The sequence below is a fragment of the Acidimicrobiia bacterium genome (assembly GCA_036271555.1).
GTDB lineage: Bacteria > Actinomycetota > Acidimicrobiia > IMCC26256 > PALSA-610 > DATBAK01.
Genome location: DATBAK010000052.1, coordinates 1 through 20,542, shown reverse-complemented (window position 1 = coordinate 20,542; position 20,542 = coordinate 1). Strand labels below are relative to the sequence as shown.

General features: G+C 68.7%; 23 protein-coding genes. 12 read left to right on the top strand and 11 right to left on the bottom strand.

Annotated features, from left to right (window positions below; genetic code table 11):
• The 4 genes from VH914_13235 to VH914_13220 form a co-directional block, all read left to right on the top strand.
• A partial coding sequence (locus tag VH914_13235) for a 2Fe-2S iron-sulfur cluster-binding protein (GenBank protein HEX4492165.1) occupies positions 1-1,544 on the top strand: 1,544 nt, incomplete at its 5' end.
• Between the two features lie 3 nt (positions 1,545-1,547).
• Complete coding sequence (locus VH914_13230) at positions 1,548-2,792, top strand: complex I subunit 1 family protein (protein ID HEX4492164.1); 1,245 nt, start codon at positions 1,548-1,550, stop codon at positions 2,790-2,792.
• Positions 2,793-2,799: 7 nt separating this feature from the next.
• The gene (locus tag VH914_13225) at positions 2,800-3,474 is read left to right on the top strand and encodes an NADH-quinone oxidoreductase subunit I (protein ID HEX4492163.1); all 675 of its coding nucleotides are present in this window, start codon (positions 2,800-2,802) and stop codon (positions 3,472-3,474) included.
• Positions 3,475-3,521: 47 nt separating this feature from the next.
• Positions 3,522-4,370, top strand: a complete 849-nt coding sequence (locus VH914_13220) for a hypothetical protein (GenBank protein ID HEX4492162.1) — start codon at positions 3,522-3,524, stop codon at positions 4,368-4,370.
• Positions 4,371-4,664: 294 nt separating this feature from the next.
• Here the strand turns inward: VH914_13220 and VH914_13215 are convergent, their stop codons facing one another.
• Genes VH914_13215 through VH914_13205 form a run of 3 tightly spaced genes read right to left on the bottom strand, consistent with a single transcriptional unit; the run spans position 4,665 to position 7,043 of the window.
• Positions 4,665-5,294, bottom strand: coding sequence for a GNAT family N-acetyltransferase (locus VH914_13215; GenBank protein ID HEX4492161.1), 630 nt, complete (start codon positions 5,292-5,294; stop codon positions 4,665-4,667).
• On the bottom strand, positions 5,284-5,910 hold the full coding sequence (locus VH914_13210) for a hypothetical protein (protein HEX4492160.1): 627 nt from the start codon (positions 5,908-5,910) through the stop codon (positions 5,284-5,286). Before VH914_13210 ends, VH914_13215 begins: the two co-directional genes overlap by 11 nt.
• Positions 5,907-7,043, bottom strand: coding sequence for an MYXO-CTERM sorting domain-containing protein (locus tag VH914_13205; GenBank protein ID HEX4492159.1), 1,137 nt, complete (start codon positions 7,041-7,043; stop codon positions 5,907-5,909). Before VH914_13205 ends, VH914_13210 begins: the two co-directional genes overlap by 4 nt.
• 37 nt (positions 7,044-7,080) lie before the next feature.
• On the opposite strand from VH914_13205, the gene gltX reads away from it, so the two are divergent.
• Positions 7,081-8,523, top strand: a complete 1,443-nt coding sequence (gene gltX / locus VH914_13200; protein HEX4492158.1) for a glutamate--tRNA ligase — start codon at positions 7,081-7,083, stop codon at positions 8,521-8,523.
• Positions 8,523-9,353, top strand: a complete 831-nt coding sequence (locus VH914_13195; protein HEX4492157.1) for a type II CAAX endopeptidase family protein — start codon at positions 8,523-8,525, stop codon at positions 9,351-9,353. Before gltX ends, VH914_13195 begins: the two co-directional genes overlap by 1 nt.
• A 406-nt stretch (positions 9,354-9,759) precedes the next feature.
• On the opposite strand, the gene VH914_13190 is transcribed toward VH914_13195, so the two are convergent.
• The gene (locus VH914_13190; GenBank protein HEX4492156.1) at positions 9,760-10,515 is read right to left on the bottom strand and encodes an AAA family ATPase; all 756 of its coding nucleotides are present in this window, start codon (positions 10,513-10,515) and stop codon (positions 9,760-9,762) included.
• A gap of 42 nt (positions 10,516-10,557) precedes the next feature.
• Here VH914_13190 and VH914_13185 point away from each other — a divergent pair, with 42 nt between their 5' ends.
• Positions 10,558-10,935 (top strand): hypothetical protein, encoded by a 378-nt coding sequence (locus VH914_13185; GenBank protein HEX4492155.1) that lies wholly within the window; start codon positions 10,558-10,560, stop codon positions 10,933-10,935.
• Positions 10,932-11,675: a DUF5684 domain-containing protein gene (locus VH914_13180; GenBank protein HEX4492154.1), complete on the top strand. Its 744-nt coding sequence runs from the start codon at positions 10,932-10,934 to the stop codon at positions 11,673-11,675. The genes VH914_13185 and VH914_13180 overlap by 4 nt, the downstream gene beginning before the upstream one ends.
• Before the next feature lie 118 nt (positions 11,676-11,793).
• On the opposite strand, the gene VH914_13175 is transcribed toward VH914_13180, so the two are convergent.
• From VH914_13175 to VH914_13145, 7 genes are all read right to left on the bottom strand, one after another.
• Positions 11,794-12,267 carry a hypothetical protein gene (locus tag VH914_13175; protein HEX4492153.1) on the bottom strand — a complete coding sequence of 158 codons (474 nt, stop codon included), beginning with the start codon at positions 12,265-12,267 and terminating at the stop codon, positions 11,794-11,796.
• 47 nt (positions 12,268-12,314) lie between these two features.
• Positions 12,315-13,223 (bottom strand): ribose-phosphate diphosphokinase, encoded by a 909-nt coding sequence (locus VH914_13170; GenBank protein ID HEX4492152.1) that lies wholly within the window; start codon positions 13,221-13,223, stop codon positions 12,315-12,317.
• 14 nt (positions 13,224-13,237) lie between these two features.
• Entirely contained in the window at positions 13,238-13,855 is a 618-nt protein-coding gene (locus tag VH914_13165; GenBank protein ID HEX4492151.1) for a glutathione S-transferase family protein, read from the bottom strand.
• Between the two features lie 18 nt (positions 13,856-13,873).
• Positions 13,874-14,458, bottom strand: coding sequence for a hypothetical protein (locus VH914_13160; protein HEX4492150.1), 585 nt, complete (start codon positions 14,456-14,458; stop codon positions 13,874-13,876).
• A 66-nt stretch (positions 14,459-14,524) separates the two neighbouring features.
• Positions 14,525-15,556, bottom strand: coding sequence for a hypothetical protein (locus VH914_13155; protein HEX4492149.1), 1,032 nt, complete (start codon positions 15,554-15,556; stop codon positions 14,525-14,527).
• The gene (locus VH914_13150) at positions 15,553-16,749 is read right to left on the bottom strand and encodes a hypothetical protein (GenBank protein HEX4492148.1); all 1,197 of its coding nucleotides are present in this window, start codon (positions 16,747-16,749) and stop codon (positions 15,553-15,555) included. The genes VH914_13155 and VH914_13150 overlap by 4 nt, the downstream gene beginning before the upstream one ends.
• Positions 16,750-16,782: 33 nt before the next feature.
• Positions 16,783-17,337, bottom strand: coding sequence for a hotdog fold domain-containing protein (locus VH914_13145; GenBank protein ID HEX4492147.1), 555 nt, complete (start codon positions 17,335-17,337; stop codon positions 16,783-16,785).
• 117 nt (positions 17,338-17,454) lie between these two features.
• Between VH914_13145 and VH914_13140 the strand changes: the two genes are divergently transcribed.
• The 4 genes from VH914_13140 to clpX all read left to right on the top strand — a co-directional run.
• Positions 17,455-18,126 carry a hypothetical protein gene (locus VH914_13140; GenBank protein HEX4492146.1) on the top strand — a complete coding sequence of 224 codons (672 nt, stop codon included), beginning with the start codon at positions 17,455-17,457 and terminating at the stop codon, positions 18,124-18,126.
• Between the two features lie 112 nt (positions 18,127-18,238).
• A complete protein-coding gene (clpP, locus tag VH914_13135) occupies positions 18,239-18,865 on the top strand; it encodes an ATP-dependent Clp endopeptidase proteolytic subunit ClpP (GenBank protein ID HEX4492145.1) in 627 nt (208 codons plus the stop codon).
• Positions 18,865-19,422, top strand: a complete 558-nt coding sequence (locus VH914_13130) for a hypothetical protein (protein HEX4492144.1) — start codon at positions 18,865-18,867, stop codon at positions 19,420-19,422. Before clpP ends, VH914_13130 begins: the two co-directional genes overlap by 1 nt.
• Positions 19,423-19,474: 52 nt before the next feature.
• The coding region (gene clpX / locus VH914_13125) for an ATP-dependent Clp protease ATP-binding subunit ClpX (GenBank protein HEX4492143.1) at positions 19,475-20,542 on the top strand (1,068 nt) is incomplete at its 3' end.

Here is a 20,542-nt window from a genome sequence, read left to right as displayed (position 1 = left end):
CGGTCGATCACGTCACCCTGACGATCGATGGCAAGTCGGTCTCGGTGCCCAAGGGCACCAACGTGCTCGAGGCCGCGCGTCAGCTCGGCACCGACATCAGCGCGTTCTGTTACCACCCGGGCCTCCCGGTGGTCGCGCAGTGCCGGCAGTGCCTGGTCTCGATCGAGAAGAACCCCAAGCTCCAGCCGAGCTGCCAGCAGGTCGTCGCCGAAGGCATGGTCGTCCACACGACCGACCATCAGTCGACGCTCGCCCGCAAGCAGCAGCTCGAGTTCACGCTGCTCAACCACCCGGTCGACTGCCCGATCTGCGACAAGGCCGGCGAGTGCACGCTGCAGAAGCTGTACTTCGACCACGACAACGAGAACTCGCGCGTCGACACGCCGAAGGTGCACAAGAACAAGGTCGTCGACCTCGGGCCGACGATCGTGCTCGACCAGGAGCGCTGCATCCTGTGCTCGCGCTGCATCCGCGTGTGCGACGAGGTCGCGGGCTCGCACCAGCTCGAGTTCTCGCACCGCGGCGATCACGAGGTGCTCGGCACCGCGCCCGGCGAGCAGCTCGACAACGCGTACTCGCTGAACACCGTGGACGTGTGCCCGGTCGGCGCGCTGACCGCCAAGGACTTCCGCTTCACGATGCGCGCGTGGGAGCTCGAGGCGACGCCGAGCGTGTGCAACGGCTGCGCGACCGGCTGCAACACCGAGATCCACCACAAGCACGGGCGCGCGTGGCGCCTGGTGCCGCGCCACAACGAGCACGTCAACGACTACTGGATGTGCGACGAGGGCCGCCTGACCTATCACCCGCTGCGCGAGCATCGGCTCGCGGCGGCGACCGTCGACGGCCTGCCCGCGGGCTGGGATCGCGCGATCGCGGCGGCCGCGGCGCGCGTGAAGGACCCGGCGCAGGTCGCGGTCGTGCTGAGCGCCGGGGCGAGCAACGAGGACAACTTCGCGCTCGCGCGGCTCGCCAAGGAGTGGAAGCTCGCGACGGTGTACGTCGCGGCGCGGCCGCCGGTGCCGGCGCGCGCCGACGGCAAGCTGCGCGTCGCCGACATCAACGCGAACAACGCGGGCGTCAAGGTGATCGCCGACGCGCTCGGCCTGGCGACCAAGCCGGCGTACGAGCTCGATCACGCGACCGTGAAGGCGGTCGTGATGCTCGGCGACATCCTGCCCGGTGTCGGCGCGGCGCGGGTGTCGGAGCTCGAGGTGATCGCGCTGACGGCGTCGGAAGCCGGGGTCGCCGCGGGCGCGCGCGTCGCGCTGCCGATCGCGATGTGGGCGGAGACGCCGGGCACCGCGACCAACAAGGACGGCCGCGTGCAGCGCATGCACGCCGCGTTTCCGCCGCCCGGCCAGGCGCTGCCCGGCTGGGAGGTGATCGTCCGGCTCGCGCAGGCGACGAACGTGAAGCTCGCGTGGGCTCACGCGCGCGACGTGTTCAAGGACATGACGGCGTCGGTGCCGGCGTGGAAGGAGCTCGCGTGGTCGCGCGAGGCTCGCCCGCTCGCGCTGCGCTTCGCGGGGAGCAGAGGCTGAGCCATGCCTTCGATCTGGGAGATCCTCGACTGGCCGGGCACGAAGTGGCTGTTCCTGGCGTTCGGCCTCGTGATGCCGCTCGCGTCGCTGCTGACCTGGGCCGAGCGCCGGCAGAGCGCGATGATGCAGGACCGGCTCGGTCCGAACCGCGCGAACATCGGACCGATCAAGCTGAAGGGCATCCTTCACTTCATCGCCGACGCGGTGAAGATGATCTTCAAGGAAGACTTCATCCCCGGGAACGTCCACAAGGGGCTGTTCGCGCTGGCGCCGGTCCTCGCGCTCGCCCCGGTGCTGATCGCGTTCGCGATCATCCCGTTCGGCCCGACGATCTACCCGCACGAGTTCTTCCACCACCTCGATCCGATCCAGGTGGCGCAGTTCCACCAGCACATCCCGATGGACGGCGAGGTCGGTAACTACACCGACTCGATCCGGCTCCAGATCTTCTCGATCGACTTCGGCCTGATCTTCTACTTCGCGATCCTCACGCTCGCGAACTACGGCGGCACGATCGCGGGTTGGGCCAGCTACAACAAGTGGGCGCTGCTCGGCGGTCTGCGCAGCTCGTCGCAGATGATGTCGTACGAGGTCGCGATGGGCCTGTCGCTGATGGGCGCCTTCCTGCTGACCGGCGCGCTCGAGCCGGGCGCGATCGTCGAGCACGGCGCGAGCGCGACGTTCCAGCTCGATCACGCGATGAGCGGCTCGAACCCGCTCAACTGGCTGTGGCTGTGGCAGCCGCTGGGGCTCGTGCTGTTCGTGACCGCGGCGATCGCCGAGACCAAGCGCGCGCCGTTCGACATCCCGGAGGGCGAGCCCGAGATCATCGGCTACTTCGTCGAGTACAGCGGCATTCGCTGGGGCATGTTCTTCCTCGCGGAGTTCATCGAGATCGTCTTCATCTCGGCGGTCATCGTGACGGTCTTCTTCGGCGGCTGGCAGGTCCCGTTCCTCGACGCCGACGGCTTCCGCTTCGGCGGCGAGCTGCAGCAGGTCGGCAGCATGATGGTGCCGACCGGCGGCATGATCGCGCCGCTGCCGCACTGGTTGGTCGTGCTGATGCAGTTCGGCGCGTTCGGCCTCAAGGTCGTGTTGCTGTGCTGGTTCCAGCTGATGGTGCGCTGGACGCTGCCGCGGTTCCGCGCGGACCAGCTGATGAACCTCGGGTGGAAGCTGTTGCTGCCGCTCGCGCTCGGCAACGTCATGGTCACCGCGCTGGTCCGCCTGATCAGCTTGTACTGGTAGGAGCACGATGTCGGATCATGGCCATCACGTCGAACAGACCGTCGGACCGAAGATCATCGCGGTCAGCGCGGTGCACCCGCGCGTGCGCACGATCCAGATCGAGCGCCCGGAGGACGAGGACACGACGTTCGTCGCCGCGACGGCGAAGGGCCTCGGCATCACGATCAAGCACTTCGCGAAGAATCTGTTCCTGCCGCTTCGCAAGCTGACGACGCGCGCGAAGACCGGCGCGGCCGTCGCCGAGAAGCGCCGCAACGACATCGAGACCGTGCAGTACCCGGAGGAGAAGGTCGTCTACCCGGAGCGGTTCCGCGGCCTGCACCGGCTGATGCTGCGCGACGACGGCGCCGTGCGGTGCGTGGCGTGCATGTGCTGCCCGACGGTGTGCCCGGCGCACTGCATCACGATCGTGCCCGAGGAGAGCGACTCGAAGTCGATCGAGAAGCGGCCGGCGATCTTCGAGATCGACGAGCTGCGCTGCGTGGTGTGCGGGCTGTGCGTCGAGGCGTGCCCGTGCGACGCGATCCGCATGGACACCGGCGAGCACGCGCATCCGGTCGAGGACCGCGCGAACGCCATCGAGACCAAGGAGTCGATGATGGCGCGCGGCATCAAGTCGATCGCCAAGCAGGGTGGCGAGGGGCCGAACTGGCAGTCGACGGCGAAGAACCCGCAGCGGTAGACACCGCTGCGGCATCCGAGTCTGCGGTGCGCCGCAGGGTCGGAGTCGTGGTTCGCGTCGTCGGGACGCTCGGCGCGTGGTTCATCTACGCGCTGATCTGGCTGTTCGGGCGCGCGCGCCGGCGCGCGGACATCGACTGGCTCGTCGGGCCACTGGGCGGGAGCGTGATCGGCGATCACGCGTATCGCGAGACCGCGGTGCGCGAGGGGCTGTCGCTCGACCGCAGCGGCGGCGACGGCGGGCTGGTGCCGGACTTCGACGCGCTCGCGGGCGACGGCTTCGATCCGGCGAGCGTGCATCCGCTCGTCCGCGAGTTCTACGAGCACACGACGCGGTTCGCGATGGACGTGTGGTCGCAGACGTTCTTCCCCGCGCGGATCGGGCTGTGGCTGCTCGTCAAGACGATCTCGAAGATGGTCGACCAGCTGAACTTCCCGCTGTCGCCGCTCGACACGGCGCGCGGCATCACGAGCGAGATCATCCTGCTGCGGCGCGCCGATCACTCGGTGCGCTACACCGGCTGGTTCCGCACGCTCGCCCAGCAGCACTCGGTGCTCTACACCGGCTTCTACATGACGCAGGTCGCTCCCGGCGAGGGCCGCGCGTGCATGAAGGTCGTGTTCCCGATGCCGAACGGCAACGCGACCGTCGTGCTGCGGCCCGAGGCCGACGGCCGCGCACTGATCCTCGACTCGAGCGGCCGCCGGTTCGGCGACGCCGGCTTCTACCGCGTCCAGGGCCGCGGCGAGGACCGCCTGCAGGTCTGGCACGTCCGCTCGCTGAAGGAGCACTTCCGCGTGTTCGTGGACGACGTCGGCGTGCTGCGCTGCGACCACAAGGTCAGCTTCCTCGGCCTGCCGGTGCTGTCGCTGCACTACAAGATGACGCGCCGCTAAAAAAAGGATGGGCCCAGCAGCTCTCGCTGCTGGGCCCAAATGAGCACGACCGTTCGACCGTAGGGCAGTCTATCCCCTACGCCTATGCGTAGGTGGGCTCCGCATAATCCTTCGGGCTTCCCGACGAGCGGGCGTGCACTCCCGGAACAGAGGCAGATCCCTGGATAGCAATTGTAGGAGACAGATTAGCCCTGGTTCTCGCATCGAACCGCAGTGCTCGAATTCAAAGCTACGGATCGCGATCGAATCCGTCAATCGAAAAAATGACGAGGCGATCACTTCCTCGTGCGGCGATCATTTCCGGACGAAGCGCCGCGTCGAAGTCGTGTCGTCGTGTTCGCTGCGCAACATCTCGAACAGCAGGTGCGCGTGCCACGTGCCATCGCGCCAGATGTCGTCCTCCATGCGTCCCACGAGTCGAAATCCACACTTCTCGATCACGCGCCGCGACGCCTCGTTCTCCGCGAAGCAGCGCACCACGATCTTGTGCAACCCCACGGCCTCGAAGCCGAACCGGATCACCGCCTGCGCGGCCTCGGTCATCAGCCCCTGGCCCCACAGCGGCGGCGCCATCCAGTAGCCGAGCTCCGCGCGGTCCAGCCTCAGTGCGCGCTTGCGCCACTCGATCGCCTCCAGGCTGATCCGACCGACCGCCTTGCCCTCGTGCACGATCGACCAGTGCAGCGCCACGCCGCTCGCGACCTGCTCCGCGGTCGCCTTCAGGATCGCGCGCGTCTCGTCGCGATCGACGTGCGCGCGCCAGCTCATGAACCGCGGGAACGCCGGATCCGACACCCACGGCCACACGTCCTCGAGGTCGTCGACCGACACCGGCCGCAGCGCGAGCCGCGGCGTCACGAAGTCCAGCTTCAGCTCGCCCGGCTTCGCGAGATCGGCGTCGGCGCGAGGCGGTTCAGAGCGCACGCGTCGAGACTACCTCGCCGCTCCGCGACACGCACCGGACCTGCCGGAGCCCAGCCGCGCGCGCGCTCGGCATCGCCGCGTCGAGCATCGGGCCCATCGCCGGATCGCTGCACGAGCTCGATCGCACCTCGAGGTAGTCGCCGCCGACCGAGACGTCCGACCACAGGCGCTGCCGGTCGAGCGCGCTCTTGAGGTCCTGGCCGACCTCGCGCGCAGACGGCCCGCGCGGCGCGGCCTCGACCTCGGTCTGCGCCGGGGGCGTCGCCGCTTGCTCCGGCTGCTCGACCGTCGATGGTCCGACCTGCGGCACGGTGACCACGGGCGTGCTCGCGGAGCTCGTCGGCCCGGCCTCGGCCTTCGCCGACCCGCCGTGGTGGAGGATCAAGAACCCGAGCACGCCGACCACCACGACCGCTCCCGCCGCGATCGCCGGCCACGGCACCGCCGCGCTCCCGCCGCCGCCCATCGACGTGCCGCTGGCCGCCACGCCGCCCGACAGGTTCGTCGTGCCGGCGCGCTTGAACACCACGCGCGGCAGCATGGTCTGGCACTTGGGACACTTCACGTAGCCCGCGACCACGGGTACACCGCACGCCGGACACGTCACACCGCTCACAGATTCGACGATACACGTCGACGCCGAACGAGCAAGAACATCGTCGCCGCGCCGAGGGCCAGCGCGCCTGCCCCGCCGCCGCCGGTATCGCAGCAGCCACCCCCGCCGTGGCCGACCGGCTCGCAGCTGTGCGGGTCATCGGCGATCGGGTAGATGGTGCACATCGCGTCGATGTCGTCGGACGCGAGGGTCTGCTTCTTGGTCTCGCCGCAGTCCTGGAACGGGAACATCGTGGCGTCCGCGATCGACGGGTTGGCCGCCAGCGCCGCGGTGTCCGAGCACAGCGGGACCGCGCTGCCGGTGTTGTCGACCCGCGGCGGGTCGGTGTCGACGCGACATGTGTGCTCGAGTCCGTGCACGTGGCCGAGCTCGTGCGTCAGCGTGTTCTGCAGCTCGGCGTGGCAGGCCTCGGTGCTCGCGGTCGCGCCGGCGACCGAGATCGCGAAGTTCACGCCGTTGATCTCGACGTCGGCGTCCTGGATCGCGCCGTCGTTCTTGCTCGACGCGTCGTCGATGAAGATCGCGGTCGTGATGCCGGCGGCCGACGCGTCGTAGCAGCGCTTCGGATCGTTATCGACCGCGGGCCGGCACCAGTCGTCGTCGCGGAACTTGATCAGGTTCACGCCGTCGTTGCCGACCTCGGACGCCTTGGTGCCGGCGTTCTGCATCACCATGTACGAGCACGTCGCGGTGACCGTGTCCGTGTTCCAGGTCTCGATCGACGCGTCGACCACCGACTGCACCGACGCGAACGGCACCGCCGACGTGCCCGCGGAGTCGAGCGTCACGAACATGCAGCCCGATTGCCAGAACAGGTAGTGGCCGGCCTTCGTCGGGCCGGTGCGCACGAAGTCGGCGTGGTACGGCGACACCGGCCACGTCACCGAGTCCGCGACGACGTGCACGCGCCCGCGCAGATCGACGTCGGCGTGCGCCGCGACCTGCACGACGTCGCCGACCTGCATCACGGCCGTGCCCGGGAACGTGCGCATGCCGAGGCCGTCGACCGTGCCGCCGAGCTGACTCACCACGACGTCGCCGTCGGGCGTGTGTACGGTGGCGTCGGTGACGATGCGGCTACCGTCGGCGACCCAGTGACTGTCGGCCGCGATCACGGGGCCGCTGACCAGCATCGCCCTAACCCTACCATGACGTGCTAACACCGCGGCCGTGACCGTTCGCGTCCGTGTTGCCCCATCGCCGACGGGGGACCCGCACGTCGGGACCGCGTACATCGGCCTGTTCAACTACTGCTTCGCGAAGAAGCACGGCGGACAGTTCGTCCTGCGCATCGAGGACACCGACCAGAGCCGCGCGCGCGCGGACTCCGAGCGCATGATCTACGAGGCGCTGACGTGGGTCGGCTTGACCTGGGACGAAGGCCCCGACATCGGTGGCCCGTTCGGCCCGTATCGCCAGAGCGAGCGCACCGCGATCTACCGCGAGCACGCGCAGCTGCTGCTCGACAAGGGCGCGGCGTATCGCTGCTTCTGCACCGAGGACCGGCTGCACAAGGTCCGCATCCAGCAGCAGGCCGAGAAGCGCGCGCACATCGGCTACGACCGCCACTGTCGCGACATCGCCGCGGACGAGTCGGCGAAGCGCGCGGCCGCCGGCGACGCGCACGTGGTGCGGCTGAAGATGCCGACGACCGGCACGATCGTCGTCGCCGACCGGCTGCGCGGCAACGTCGAGTTCAACGCCGAGGAGAGCGACGACCAGGTCCTGCTCAAGTCGGACAGCTTCCCGACGTATCACCTCGCGAACGTCGTCGACGATCACCTGATGCGCATCACGCACGTGATGCGTGCCGAGGAGTGGCTGTCGTCGACGCCGAAGCACGTCGTGCTCTACCAGGCGTTCGGCTGGGAGCTGCCGCAGTGGATCCACATGCCGCTGCTGCGCAACAGCGACAAGTCGAAGATCAGCAAGCGCAAGAACCCGGTCTCGATCAACTTCTATCGCGACTACGGGATCCTGCCGCAGGCGCTGCTCAACTACCTCGGCCAGATGGGGTGGTCGTTCGGCGACAACCGCGAGAAGTTCACGCTCGCCGAGATGATCGAGGTGTTCTCGATCGACCGCGTGTCGCTCGGCGGCCCGGTGTTCGACGTCGCGAAGTTGACCGCGCTCAACGCCGACTACCTGCACGCGATGACGCCGGCGCAGCTCACCGACGCCGTGATGGCGTGGCGGCTGTCGCGCGCGCTGCTCGAGCCGGCGATCGGCATCGTGCAGAAGCGCGTGCGCACGCTCGGCGAGATCGTGCCGGCGGTCGAGTACTTCTTCGTCGGCGACGTCGACCACGCGCCGCTCGTGCCGCAGCTCGCGGTCGCCGGCGTCGCGCCCGCCGACGTCGGCGCGGCGCTGCTCGACTACGTCGATCGTATCGAGGCGCGCGACGGCTTCACGAAGGAGATGCTCGAGGAGGTCGCGCGCGAGTGGACGGGCAAGCTCGGCTGGAAGCCGAAGCAGGCGTTCCCGCTGCTGCGGCTCGCGGTCACCGGCCGCACCGAGACGCCGGGCCTGTTCGACATCATGGCGTTGATCGGCAAGGAGCTGACCCGCCGCCGCCTGCGTCGCGCCGCCGAGGCGCTGGCGTCGAGTCGCTGATGCTCCTGTCGTGGCGCCGCCATCGCTGGCTGCGCTGGCTCGTGCGGTGGGGGCGTCACTTCACGGTCGCGCAGTGGCGCGCGATCGATCGCGACACGCCGGACCTCGGCAAGCCGGCGTACGGCCGCGTGCTGGTCGTCGTGGTCGCGGTCGCGATCGTGGTGATCCTGCAGCAGTACATCGGCGACATCGAGGTGTTCCAGCGCTGGTTCCCGGCGAAGGGCCCGCAGGGGCCGCGCGGCGACGAGTACTGGGACCTCAAGGGCTTCGCGTGGTGGGCGGGCTGGCGCGTCGGCGGGTATCTGCTCGCGCCGCTGATCGCGATCCCGCTGCTCGGCGATCGCTATCGCGACTACTACATCTCGCCGCGCGGGTTCCTGCCGCACCTGCCGACGTACCTCGTGCTGTTCGGGATCGTGCTGCCCGCGGTGGTGCTCGCGTCGCGGTCGGCGGAGTTCCGCGCGACCTATCCGTTCTATCGCCTGGCGAACCGGTCGCTGTTCGACCTGCTCGCGTGGGAGGCGATGTACGCGATGCAGTTCTTCGCGCTCGAGGTGTTCTTCCGCGGCTTCATCCTGCAGGGCCTGCGGCGCGCGATCGGGGCGAACGCGGTGTTCGTGATGGTGATCCCGTACTGCATGATCCACTTCGGCAAGCCGATGCCCGAGACGTTCGGCGCGATCATCGCCGGCACCGTGCTCGGCACGATCGCGATGCGCACGCGCTCGATCTGGGGCGGCGTCGCGATCCACGTCGGCGTGGCTGTCACGATGGACATGCTCGCGCTGCGCGCCTGCCCCGGCTTCGGCAGCGGCCACTTCTGCGAGTGAGCGATCGATTCGGTCGCGATCGCGAGCGCCCTCGGGATGCTGGGCGATCAGACGCCGACACAGGTCGAGGTCGAGCTCGCCGCCGTCGTCGCTCACTTCGTGTACATGGGCCAGAACGCGAAGCGCGGGTCGTCGGGATAGCGCTGCGATGCGGCCTCAACAGCTCGCGGTAACGTGCGGCTGCAGCGCTGACGAAGACGCCGGACAAGTGATGTCGTGCCGATGTTCCAGGGTCGGTTGCCGTCCAGTACAGCAGCGCCGCCGCCAGCATCAGGTCCGGTTCGAAGCCCCGCGCCAGCAACGTCTCATACGCGGCGGCCGCGCCTTGATACCGGCGCTCTCGATCGAACTGGCGAGCGCCTGGCAGATGCCGCTTGAAGACGACTCGTACGAGCCGGCTTCGAGCTCACTCCTCGCCGGCATCATCCTCCTGCCCGTGGAACAGCGTCTTGAAGTAGCGCTCGGGCGAAGCGAGGAACTCGCGCGTGATGCGGAAGTGCTCCGTGTCCTGGTAGGCGATCGGCGCGATGCCGTCGGCACCGAGGCGATAGATCAAGGCGTTCGGGTACGCCATCAGGATCGGCGAGTGCGTGGCGATCACGAGCTGCGACGCGCGCCGCTCGACGAGGTCGTGCATGATCGCCAGCAGCGACAGCTGGCGTTGCGGAGATAGCGCGGCCTCGGGCTCGTCGAGGATGTACAGGCCGTCGCCGTGGAAGCGGTGCTGCGCCAGCGCCAGGAACGACTCGCCGTGCGACTGCTCGTGCGGCGACACGCCGCCATAGCCGGCCGCGACGTCCAGGCGCTCGATCTCCGTCGCGACGTTGAAGTAGCTCTCCGCGCGCAGGAAGAAGCCGTCGCGCGGGCGTCGAGTCCCGCGAACCGGCCGCATGAACTCGTGCAGACACGACTCGGACCGCCGGGTTCCGAACCGGAAGTTCTTCGAGCCACCCTCCGCGTTGAAGCCCGCGAGCACCGCGATCGCTTCGATCAGCGTCGACTTGCCGGCGCCGTTCTCGCCGATCAGGAACGTGACCTTCGGATCGAGCGCGAGCTCGTCGAGCGAGCGGATCGACGGGATCGAGAACGGGTAGCGCCCGAAGTCGGGACCGCTCTCGCGCACCAGGCGAACGGCTCGCAGGTATCCCTCGGTCACCCGCATCGCGACCGCCAGCATACCCAGCGCCTGGCGTATCGTGGTCTCGTGAAACCGTACGAGTTCGACGAGAAGCAGGACGAGGTGGTGGCGACGCTCGCTAACTCGATGATCAACGTCGCGATGATCACGCTGCTCGGCAGCATCGCGATGGTCGGGCGTTCGGTGCTGCTGTGGCTCGCCATCGGCATCGCCGGCAACTTCGGGCTCGCGCAGCTCGGGCTCACGGCGTCGGTCGGCGAGATCGCCGTCGCGGCGCTGCTCCTGATCGCCGGCCGAAAGCTGGTCCAGATCCCGCGCACCGAGGGCGAGGACATGCCGAACCTGATGAGCGCGCTGTCGACGCTCGCCACGACCTACCTCATCCAGGGCGTCGCGTTCGCCGCGGTCACCGGGCTCGTCCTGTGGGCGGCGTTCGCGTGGTGACCGCCGGCGACACCAGCGTCGAGTACGAGTTCGACGCCGACCAGAACCGTGTCGTCGCCAGCGTCGCGCGCAACGCGCGGTTCGCGGGCGCGATGAACCTGCTGTTGACGGCCGCGCTCGTGTTCGCGTCCGTCAAGCTCGCCGGCGAGGCCGGGTGGTCGCTGTCCGAGATCGGCAGCGCGCTGATCGTCGTCGCGATGGCGATGGCACTGACCGTCGTCTACGGCATCTGGCTGCTGCGCGCCGCGTCGCGGTTCACGAAGATCGTGTCGACTCAGGGCACCGACATGGCGCACCTGATGCTCGCGTTCCGCGAGCTCGCGAACATCTACCAGACGCAGTGGTGGCTGTACGTGATCTCGTTCGTCGTCGGGATCGGGCTCTTGCTGCTCGCGTGGGTGCCGCTACAGGTCACGGTGTTCGTCGCGATCGTCGTGTTCGAGTACGCCGGGATCGGGAAGGTGTTCGCGAAGGCCGGCTACTCGGGGTGGTCGATCGTGGTGCCGTACTACAACCTCGTCGTGCTGGTGCAGGTCGCCGGCAAGCCGTTCTGGTGGTCGTTCCTGCTGATCATCCCGGGCGTCAACGTCGTCGTCGGCGCGCTGGTGTCGTTCGCGATCGCGCGGTCGTTCGGGCGCGGCACGGGGTTCGGCGTCGGCCTGTGGCTGCTGCCGTGGGTGTTCTATCCGATCCTCGGGTTCGGCAACGCCGAGTACTACGCGGGCGCGAACCTGCGCTGATCCCGCGCTGATCCGCGCGCTCAGAGACTGGGAATGAATTCCCAGTCTCTGTCGATCGGCTTGTCGCCGCAGACGGCGACGCGCCTGTCCGGAGAAGATCGCGCGGGACGACCCGCGCTCAGTCCGGCTTCCAGCGCGCCGCGGTGTTCATCGCCGTGACCAGCTCCTTGGCCGCGGGGCGCTGGATCTGGCCGGTGTTCGAGACCTCGAACGTGCCGGCGTCGTCGGTGATGCGCAGCGTCTCCACGGAGTCGAACGCCTGCGACTGCTTCGTCTCCGGCTCGATCCGAGCCGCCGCCGCGAGCCCGGTCAGCGCGCGGAGCTCGCCGGGATCGAGCTTGCGGGTCCACGGCTTGTGGTCGGGATCGGTAGCCACGACCGTCGCGGCGTCGAGATCGGCGACGACGTGCCACGTGCAGCCGCCGCAGATCTGGCCGTGCCACGTCGCGAGCCCGCCGAACGTCAGGTCCACACCGTGGATCGCGGCGGCGCGCGCAGGCGGCCGCACCGCCGCGTGATTCTCGGGCGTGGCCGGCGACGCCGGCGGATCGGGCTCGCGCGTGCACCCCGCGAGCGCCAGTCCAACGAGCACGGCCGTCCGCAGCATTCCCGATCCAACGCCCGCCGCCATCGAATGATTCAGGCCGTCAGATGTCCGCGCACGGCCTCGGCAATCGGGTCCGCCACGCAGATCCGGTTCGTCGCGTGCGGGATCGTGTCGCACGTGACGATGCCGCGCGCGCCCGCGCCGGTCAGCTGGTCGTCGACCGCGTCCGCAAACACCGCGTGGATCGCGACGCACACCGGCGCCACGCTGCCCGCCGCGCGCAGCAGCCGCGTCGCCTCGATCATCGTGCGCCCGGTCGACACGATGTCGTCGATCAGCACCGGCTGGTGGCCGTTCCACGCGCGCTGCACGCCGCCGGCGACCGACACGTCGCGATCGCCGCGCCGCGTCTTCTCGAGGATCACGAACTCGGCGCCGCAGTGCTCCGCGACCGCCTGCACCCACTGCACGCTCTCGGCGTCCGGCCCGACGAGTACCGGGTGCGTGACCTCGCTCGCGATCCAGCTCGCGATCGACGGCGCCGCGCGCGCGATCGTCGTCGGGATCGAGTAGATGCCGTCGAGCGACGGCAGCCGGTGCAGGTGCGGATCGACCGTCACCAGCCAGTCGACCGTGCGCGACACCAGCTTGCCGAAGTAGCGCGCCGAGACACCTTGCCCCGGCGCGAACGCCTCGTCCTGCCGCATGTACGCGAGGTACGGCGCCACCAGGCCGACGCGCCGCGCGCCGTGATCGCGGAGCGTGTCCGCGACGAACGCGAGCAACAGGAACCGATCGGTCGTGCCCGCGATCTGGTGCAGGCTGCCGCACAGCACCGCGTCGCGACCGGCGACCCGCGCCGGATCGACCTGGATGCACAGCTCCCCGTCGGGGAACACGTGGACCTCGGGCACCACCAGCTCCGCACCGAGCCGCGCGGCGAGCTTGCGTGCTTGATCGTCGCCGCCGGGCAACGGGACGACGATCGCCGTGCTCTTCACCGAGCCAGTCTAGCTCAGTGCGCGTTCGCTTTCTTGTACCCGGGCCGCGCCGCGCACCGCTCGCCCCACGCATTGAGGTTCTTGAACGCGCTGAAGTCCATCTTCTGGTAGCGCAGCCAGTCCAGGAACGAGTTGATGTGCGCGTCCGCCAACGTGAAGTCGCTGCCGCAGATGAACTGCTTGGTCGCCAGCGACGTGTCGAGCATGCCGAGCAGCTCGTGGACTTCCTTCGCCGCGACCTCGGCCACCTTCGCGTTCTGCTGGTCCGCCGGCACCCACGTGCCGGTGTTGCGGCCGATGCGATACACGGCGTCGCCGAGCGTCACGTTCGACCACACGACCCACTTCATCGCCTCGCCGCGCTTCGGGCCGGGCTCGGGCCACAGCTTCTTCGCGGTGCCGAACGTCTCGCCGAGATAGATCGTGATCGCCGCGCTCTCCCAGATCGCCACGCCGTCGTGGACGATCGCCGGCACCTTGCCGTTCGGGTTGATCGCGAGGAACTCGGGCTTCTTGGAGCCGCCGCCCTTGATATCGACGACGACGCGCTCGTGCGGGATGTCGAGCTCCGCCATGCACACGTCGGTGATCGTCGCGGTCGACATCGGGGATGTATAGAAGGTCAGCGTCATGCGCGGATGATGCTCCGCTCAGAACACGAATGTCATCGCCTGCGCTTCGCCATCGCCGTGGAACGTGACGGTGGTGCCCGAGATCGTCACCGTCGAGGTGTCGAACATGTCCGGATTCGCGAGCGCACAGCGCGGCGCGGCGCCGGCGGCCGGCAGCGAGCAGCCCATGATCGCGGTCGGGTGGCGCACGATGTCGGTCGCGTGCAGGTCGGGATCGTTGTGCATGACCGACGACTCGATCTCGAAGCGGATCCACACCACGCCGGCCGCCTCGCTGATCACCGCCTTGGTCAGCTTCATGTCGGCGCACTTGCCCATGCCGCAGCCCGCCGAGTAGACCGACAGCGTCTCGGTCGCGGTCCACCACGTCTTGCCATCGGTCAGCGACACCCGGATGTCGTGCGCGTCCTCGCCCTCGAGCGCCTCGTCGAACACGTAGACCTGGTCGCCGTGCGAGACCGACGCGCGCGCGAACACGCTGCCGCCGGCGGTCGTCGCCGCGGCGGCCTCGGTGTGGATCGTCTGCGCCGGCGGTTGCGCCGCCGGGTCGGCGAACGCGGTCGCGGAGATCAGGGCAACGGCGGCGATGCTGGCGAGACGCATGGGCGGCGGATAGAGCACCCGCCGTGCCACGAGCAGTTCCGGCCACTTGGACCGCGCAGTGTCTGGCTAGACACTCTTGAGCGGCGTCAGGTGCAACAGCACCGGGATGACCTTGCCGCTCGTCACGATCTGCATGTGCTCGTACTGCGACCGCACGTAGAGCAGCTTGGCGCGGCGCTCCTTCTTCGAGAAGTCCGACGCGGTGTCCGGCATCTTCTCGCGCGCCACCGCGAACTTGTACTTGTCGACGAACGCCTCCGACGCCTGCGCGGTGTTCGCGCCGACCACGATCAGCTTGTGCTCGTCGGCGTGCTTGCCGCTGTCGATGTACTCGTCGAACGCCGACTCGCCCGCGTACATCGCGTCGAGCAGGATGATCTGATCGACGAGGCGGTGATCGACCCACTGCATGATCGTGCGGAACGCGCCCGAGTGGCCCATCACGACGACCGGCCCGTCGGGCAGGTGGATGTTCGCGCGCGTGACCGCGCGGCGGAGGTCGGTGAGCGCCGGCCAGTTGACCGCGTCGTCGTTGCTCGCCGGCGCGTCGGGCACGATGAACATCGCGTTCTGGTGCGACGCCTTGAACTGCTTGGCGAGGTCGTAGTCGCGCCACGCGGCGTCGGCGTCGACCCAGTAGCCGTGGACATAGACCACCGTGCCGGCGGTCTCGCGGTCGTAGCCCGGCGGGATCCACACGTGGACCGCGCCCTCGGCGGTCTTGATGCGCCAGTGCCTGCCGCCGGCCACCGTGTCTTCCTTCTTGTCGAGGTGGCTCTCGCCGTCGTCCTTCGCGACGTGGTCGTGATGCGCGCGCGTCGCCGCCATCCGCGCCTTGTGCGCGGGTGCGTCCTTCTTCGGCGCGTCTTTCGCCGGTGCGTCTTTCGCCGGCGCGTCTTTCGCCGGCGCGTCTTTCGGCGCGTCGGGCACCTGATCCGTCGGCGGCGCCGTGTCGTCCGGCGCGTTCTCGTTCGGCGCGCCCGGCGCGTCGTCGTCGGCCGTCGAGATCGACGTCTGCCCGGTCTGCCCGGGCGGCTGCTCCGCGCGCGCCGACGCCGACACCAGGAGCACGGCTGCCATCAGAAGCGTGGACTTCATTGCTTGTCGTTGCCCTTGTCGCTGGCGGGTGCGGTGATCATGAGGTGCACGGCCTTGTCCGAATCCGGGTAGCCGTAGCGGAACGCGAGCTTGCGATGCGGCTGCGCCCCCCACAGCCGCACCATCGCCGCGCCGACGTCCTTGTTCGCGTCCGGCAGGAACGGCCCGGTGAACGAGCCGTACGTCGTCTGCGTGAACCCGGCCTTCTTCGCCGCGGCGGGCGCGATGCCCGTCGAGTCCGACGCCATCCACACCATGTTCGCGAGCAGGAAGTCGCGGATGCCGGTGAAGCTGTCGTCCCAGATCAGGTAGCTCGCGGCCTTCGTCATCGCGACGATCTTGCCGCGCGCGAGCAGGTACTTCTCGAGGCCGCTGCCCTTGAACGCCTTGTTCGCGAGGTTCGCGGCGACGTGGCGGTGCACGATCAGCGGCGCGCTGGCGGTGTCGTCGCCGGCCTTCTTGAACGTCAGCTCCATGTTGGTGAACGCCTCGCTGAAGTCGGTGTCGACCCAGCCGCCCTTCACCTTCTTGGCGGTCTTGCTCGCGAGCGCGTCGATCTCGCTCTGCGTGTAGTAGTGGAGCGTGCCGTCGTCCTCGATGCGGAAGAACTTCAGCGACACCGGCAGGTAGCCGAGCGCCGCCATGCCGGTGATGTGGAACGACAGCTGGCCCGGGATGCCGCCGCGCTCCAGCTTCTTCATGTTGTCGCTCGTCGAGTCGTGGAGCGACAGCAGGCCCTCGATCGCGTCGCGATAGCTCGCGAGCGCCGACGCGAGGTGCGCCTTGTCGAGCCCGGCGAGCCGCGTCGGGTCGCCGGCGTGCTCGAGCGAGATCGTCGTGATCTCGCGCGCGTTCGGGTAGGTGACGAGCGCGCCGAGCAGGTCGCCGCCGCCGAACGGATAGACGACGGTGGTCGGCAGGTTCGCGGGCTGCACGGTCGCGAAGAACTCGCGCGCCGGCTTGATGTAGCTCTTGTCGAGATCGCCGTAGCGCTTGGTCATCTCGGTGCAGTGCTTGTCGACGACGGCCTGGTCCATCGTCGACGGGATCGCCGCGTCGCCGCCGCACGCGACCACGCGGTAGTAGACGAGCGCGTCGGCGATGAAGTCGCGCGGGGCCTCGGCGCGCGCCGGCGCGGCCCACGCCGTCACCGCGACGAGCGCGGCGAGCGTGACCGCGGCGAGCTTCCCCATGCGTCTATCCATTACACGCCTCGATTCGCCGCGCTAATTTACGTCTCGACGATCGTGACGAGCCGCGCCGGCGGTCGGCTTCGGGCCGACCAGCGTGTGCAACACCGCACGCACGACGACCTCGCCGCTGGGGTCGCGCAGCGTCACCGGCACGTCGTAGCTCGCGCGCGCGCTCGTGCGCGGCACCGGCGGCTCGCCGACGGCGGTGATCGTCCCGCGCGCCTTCTTGATGTACTCGAGCTCCATGCCGGCGACGATGAACCGCGCGTCCGCCGGCATCGAGTAGAACAGCGCGAGGTTGCCGGCGAGCTCGGCGAGGTTCGCGAGCGCGATCGCGTGCACGCAGTCGAGGTGGTTGCGCACCGCGCGCCGATCCGCCATCGCGACCTCGGCGTAGCCCTCGCGCAGCTCCACGACCCGCGCGTGGATGGTCCCGGTGTAGGGCGCCATGCGGCCGACCAGCCGATCGAACAGCGCGCGGCCGCCCGGCACGCGCGACAGCAGGTTCCACGCGTCGCGGATGACGTTCCGGCTCCCGCTCAGGCGGGGCATCGGAAGCAGCTGTCCCAGGCGATCGGCCAGCGTCATTTGCGCGCACGCTATTACGAATTCGCGTCGAGATCTCGTGGATTTTGAGATCGGGGAGTAGGATGGCTGTCGCTCGTCATGAGGATCGCCACCGCCGCCGCGGTTTGCTTGGGTTTCGTGGGGTTTTCAGCGCTTTCGGGTGGCCTCGGCTGCACCGGCGCGCCGAAGAAGAAGCTGCTCACTCCGGAGGAGATGGTGCAGATGGATCCGCTGCCGCTCCACAAGGGCGCGAAGTGGACCTACAACGTCACCGTCAAGCGGTTCGACCCCGACGCCGACAAGGAGACCACGCACACGCTGCAGTGGGTCACCGAGGTTGTCGGCGTGACCGAGGGCAGCGGCGTCACCGCGTATCGCGTCAAGGGCTGGCCGACCGACCTCGAGTCGACCGCCGACGCCGCGCCGCCGCCCGCGTCGTCCGGCAGCGCCGGTGCGCCGGGCGCGACGCCCGCCGCCGAGCCCGCGCCGGTCGCGACCGAGCGCACGCTGCTCCGCTCGGGCAACGCGTTCCTGTGGGGCGCGACGACCGAGCCCGTGCTCGACGGCGCCGAGGGCTGGTTCCAGTGGCCGGTGCACGACGGCGAGAAGATCTGCCCGTCGAAGCAGATGGCGTACTGCTGGCTCGTCAGCGCGGTCGAGACCGGCTACGCGCTCACGTTCTACACCGGCCCCGACGAGCAGACGTTCGAGCTCGAGCCCGGCACCGGCGTGTCGCGGTTCCACTACGCACACCACGGCACGACCAACGAGATCGAAGCCAAGCTGGTGTCGTACGAAGACGGCAAGTAACGCCGTTCAGATACATCCTGACGGGCTCGCGAGCCCGGGCTGATCGGCCTGTCCGATCGGACAGGCGCTCGTCGCGTTGCACCGACGAGCGCACGCCCGTACAGTCGAGTGGATGATCAAGCAACCGGCGTTGAGCTACCTCGTCCCGACGGTCATCGAGCAGACCCATCGCGGCGAGCGCGGGTGGGACATCTTCTCGCGGCTCCTCAAGGACCGCATCGTGTTCCTCGGCACGCCGATCAACGACGACGTCGCGAACGTGATCATCGCGCAGCTCCTGTTCCTCGACAGCGAGGAGCCGGAGAAGGACATCATGCTGTACATCAACTCGCCCGGCGGGATCGTGTCCGCGGGCCTCGCGATCTACGACACGATGCAGTACCTGCACTGCGACGTCGCGACGATCTGCATGGGCCAGGCGGCGTCGATGGGCAGCTTCCTGCTCGCGGCCGGCACCAAGGGCAAGCGCTACGCCTTGCCGCACTCGCGCGTGATGATCCACCAGCCGCTCGCCGGCTTTCAGGGCCAGGCCACGGACATCGAGATCCACACCAAGGAGATCTTGAAGACCCGTGACACGCTCAACGAGCTGCTGAGCAAGCACACCGGCCAGCCGGTCGATCGCATCAAGAACGACACCGACCGCGACAACTTCATGTCGTCGGCGCAGGCCAAGGAGTACGGCCTGGTCGACGAGGTGCTGGTCACCGCGAAGAAGAAGCCGGACGACAAGAAGTAGTGCGCGCGACGCCGGTCGCGCTCGTGCTGGTCGCGTGCACGCACCAGCTGCCTCCGCCCGAGGTCCCGACGCTGGTCACGCCGAAGCCGCTCGTCGCGCTCGGCCCACCGGGACCCGGCGAGGGCGATCTCTTGATCGACACCGTCGGCGAGCCGGCGGACGTCGTCGAGATCGTCGGCCAAGGCTCGGCGCGGCAGACCCGGCCGGTGTGCACGACGCCGTGCGAGGCGCACGTCGCGCTCGGCTTCCACGAGCTCGAGTTTCACAGCTACCAGTCCGCGATCTGGCGCGGCGATGGGCGGGTCACCGTCGGGCAGCGGCCGTCGGCGTATCGCTACGCGCTCGGTCACACGTCGCTGACGCCGACGACCGGCTCGCTGTGGCTGGTCGCCGGCATCCTGGCGATCACCGGCGCGAGCCTGGCGATCGGATCGCTGGCCGGCGGCAGCGTGCCGCTGCTCGCGGTGTCGATCGGCATCACCGGCGTCGGGGTCGGCGGCCTGTACGCCTACCGCCCCGATGTCCAGCAGGGCGCGGGCATCCAGTGGTCGCCATAACGGCTGGGATGACTGCGCCCGACGGAAACCTGCGCTAGGCTCGATCCATCTGATGCCGATCGAGAAGCGTGACGGAGGCTCGCTGACCTGCTCGTTCTGCGGCAAGGCGCAGAAAGAGGTCAAGAAGCTCATCGCCGGGCCGACCGTGTACATCTGCGACGAGTGCATCGGGCTGTGCAACGACATCATCGCCGAAGAGATCGAGAAGGAAGATCAGAGCTACGGCAGCAGCTCGATCCCCAAGCCGGCGCAGATCAAGAAGGTCCTCGACGAGTACGTCATCGGCCAGGAGCGCGCGAAGAAGATCCTCGCGGTCGCGGTGCACAACCACTACAAGCGCATCGATCACAAGCAGACCGGCCAGAGCGACGAGGACGTCGAGCTGCAGAAGTCGAACATCCTGCTGCTCGGCCCGACCGGCAGCGGCAAGACGCTGCTCGCGCAGACGCTCGCGCGCATCCTCAACGTGCCGTTCGCGATCGCGGACGCGACGAACCTCACCGAGGCCGGCTACGTCGGCGAGGACGTCGAGAACATCATCGTGTCGCTGCTCCAGAACGCGGACCACGACATCGAGCGCGCGCAGCGCGGCATCGTCTACATCGACGAGATCGACAAGATCGCGCGCAAGAGCGACAACCCGTCGATCACGCGCGACGTGTCCGGCGAGGGCGTGCAGCAGGCGCTGCTGAAGATCATCGAGGGCACGACCGCGAGCGTGCCGCCGAAGGGCGGCCGCAAGCACCCGCAGCAGGAGTTCCTGCAGGTCGACACGACCAACATCTTGTTCATCTGCGGCGGTGCGTTCACCGGCGTCGAGGACATCATCGAGAACCGCATCGGCCAGAAGCTGATCGGCTTCGGCGCCGGCATGAACACCAAGGTCGAGCACGACCAGTGGGAGCTGCTGCAGGAGATCGAGCCCGAGGATCTTTTGAAGTACGGGATGATTCCCGAGTTCATCGGTCGCTTGCCCGTGATCGCGCCGCTCCACGAGCTCAGCGAAGACGCGCTGGTTCAGATCCTCACGCAGCCGAAGAACGCGCTCGTGAAGCAGTACCAGAAGCTGTTCGAGATGGACGGCGTGAAGCTCAAGTTCGGCAAGGGTGCGCTGACCAAG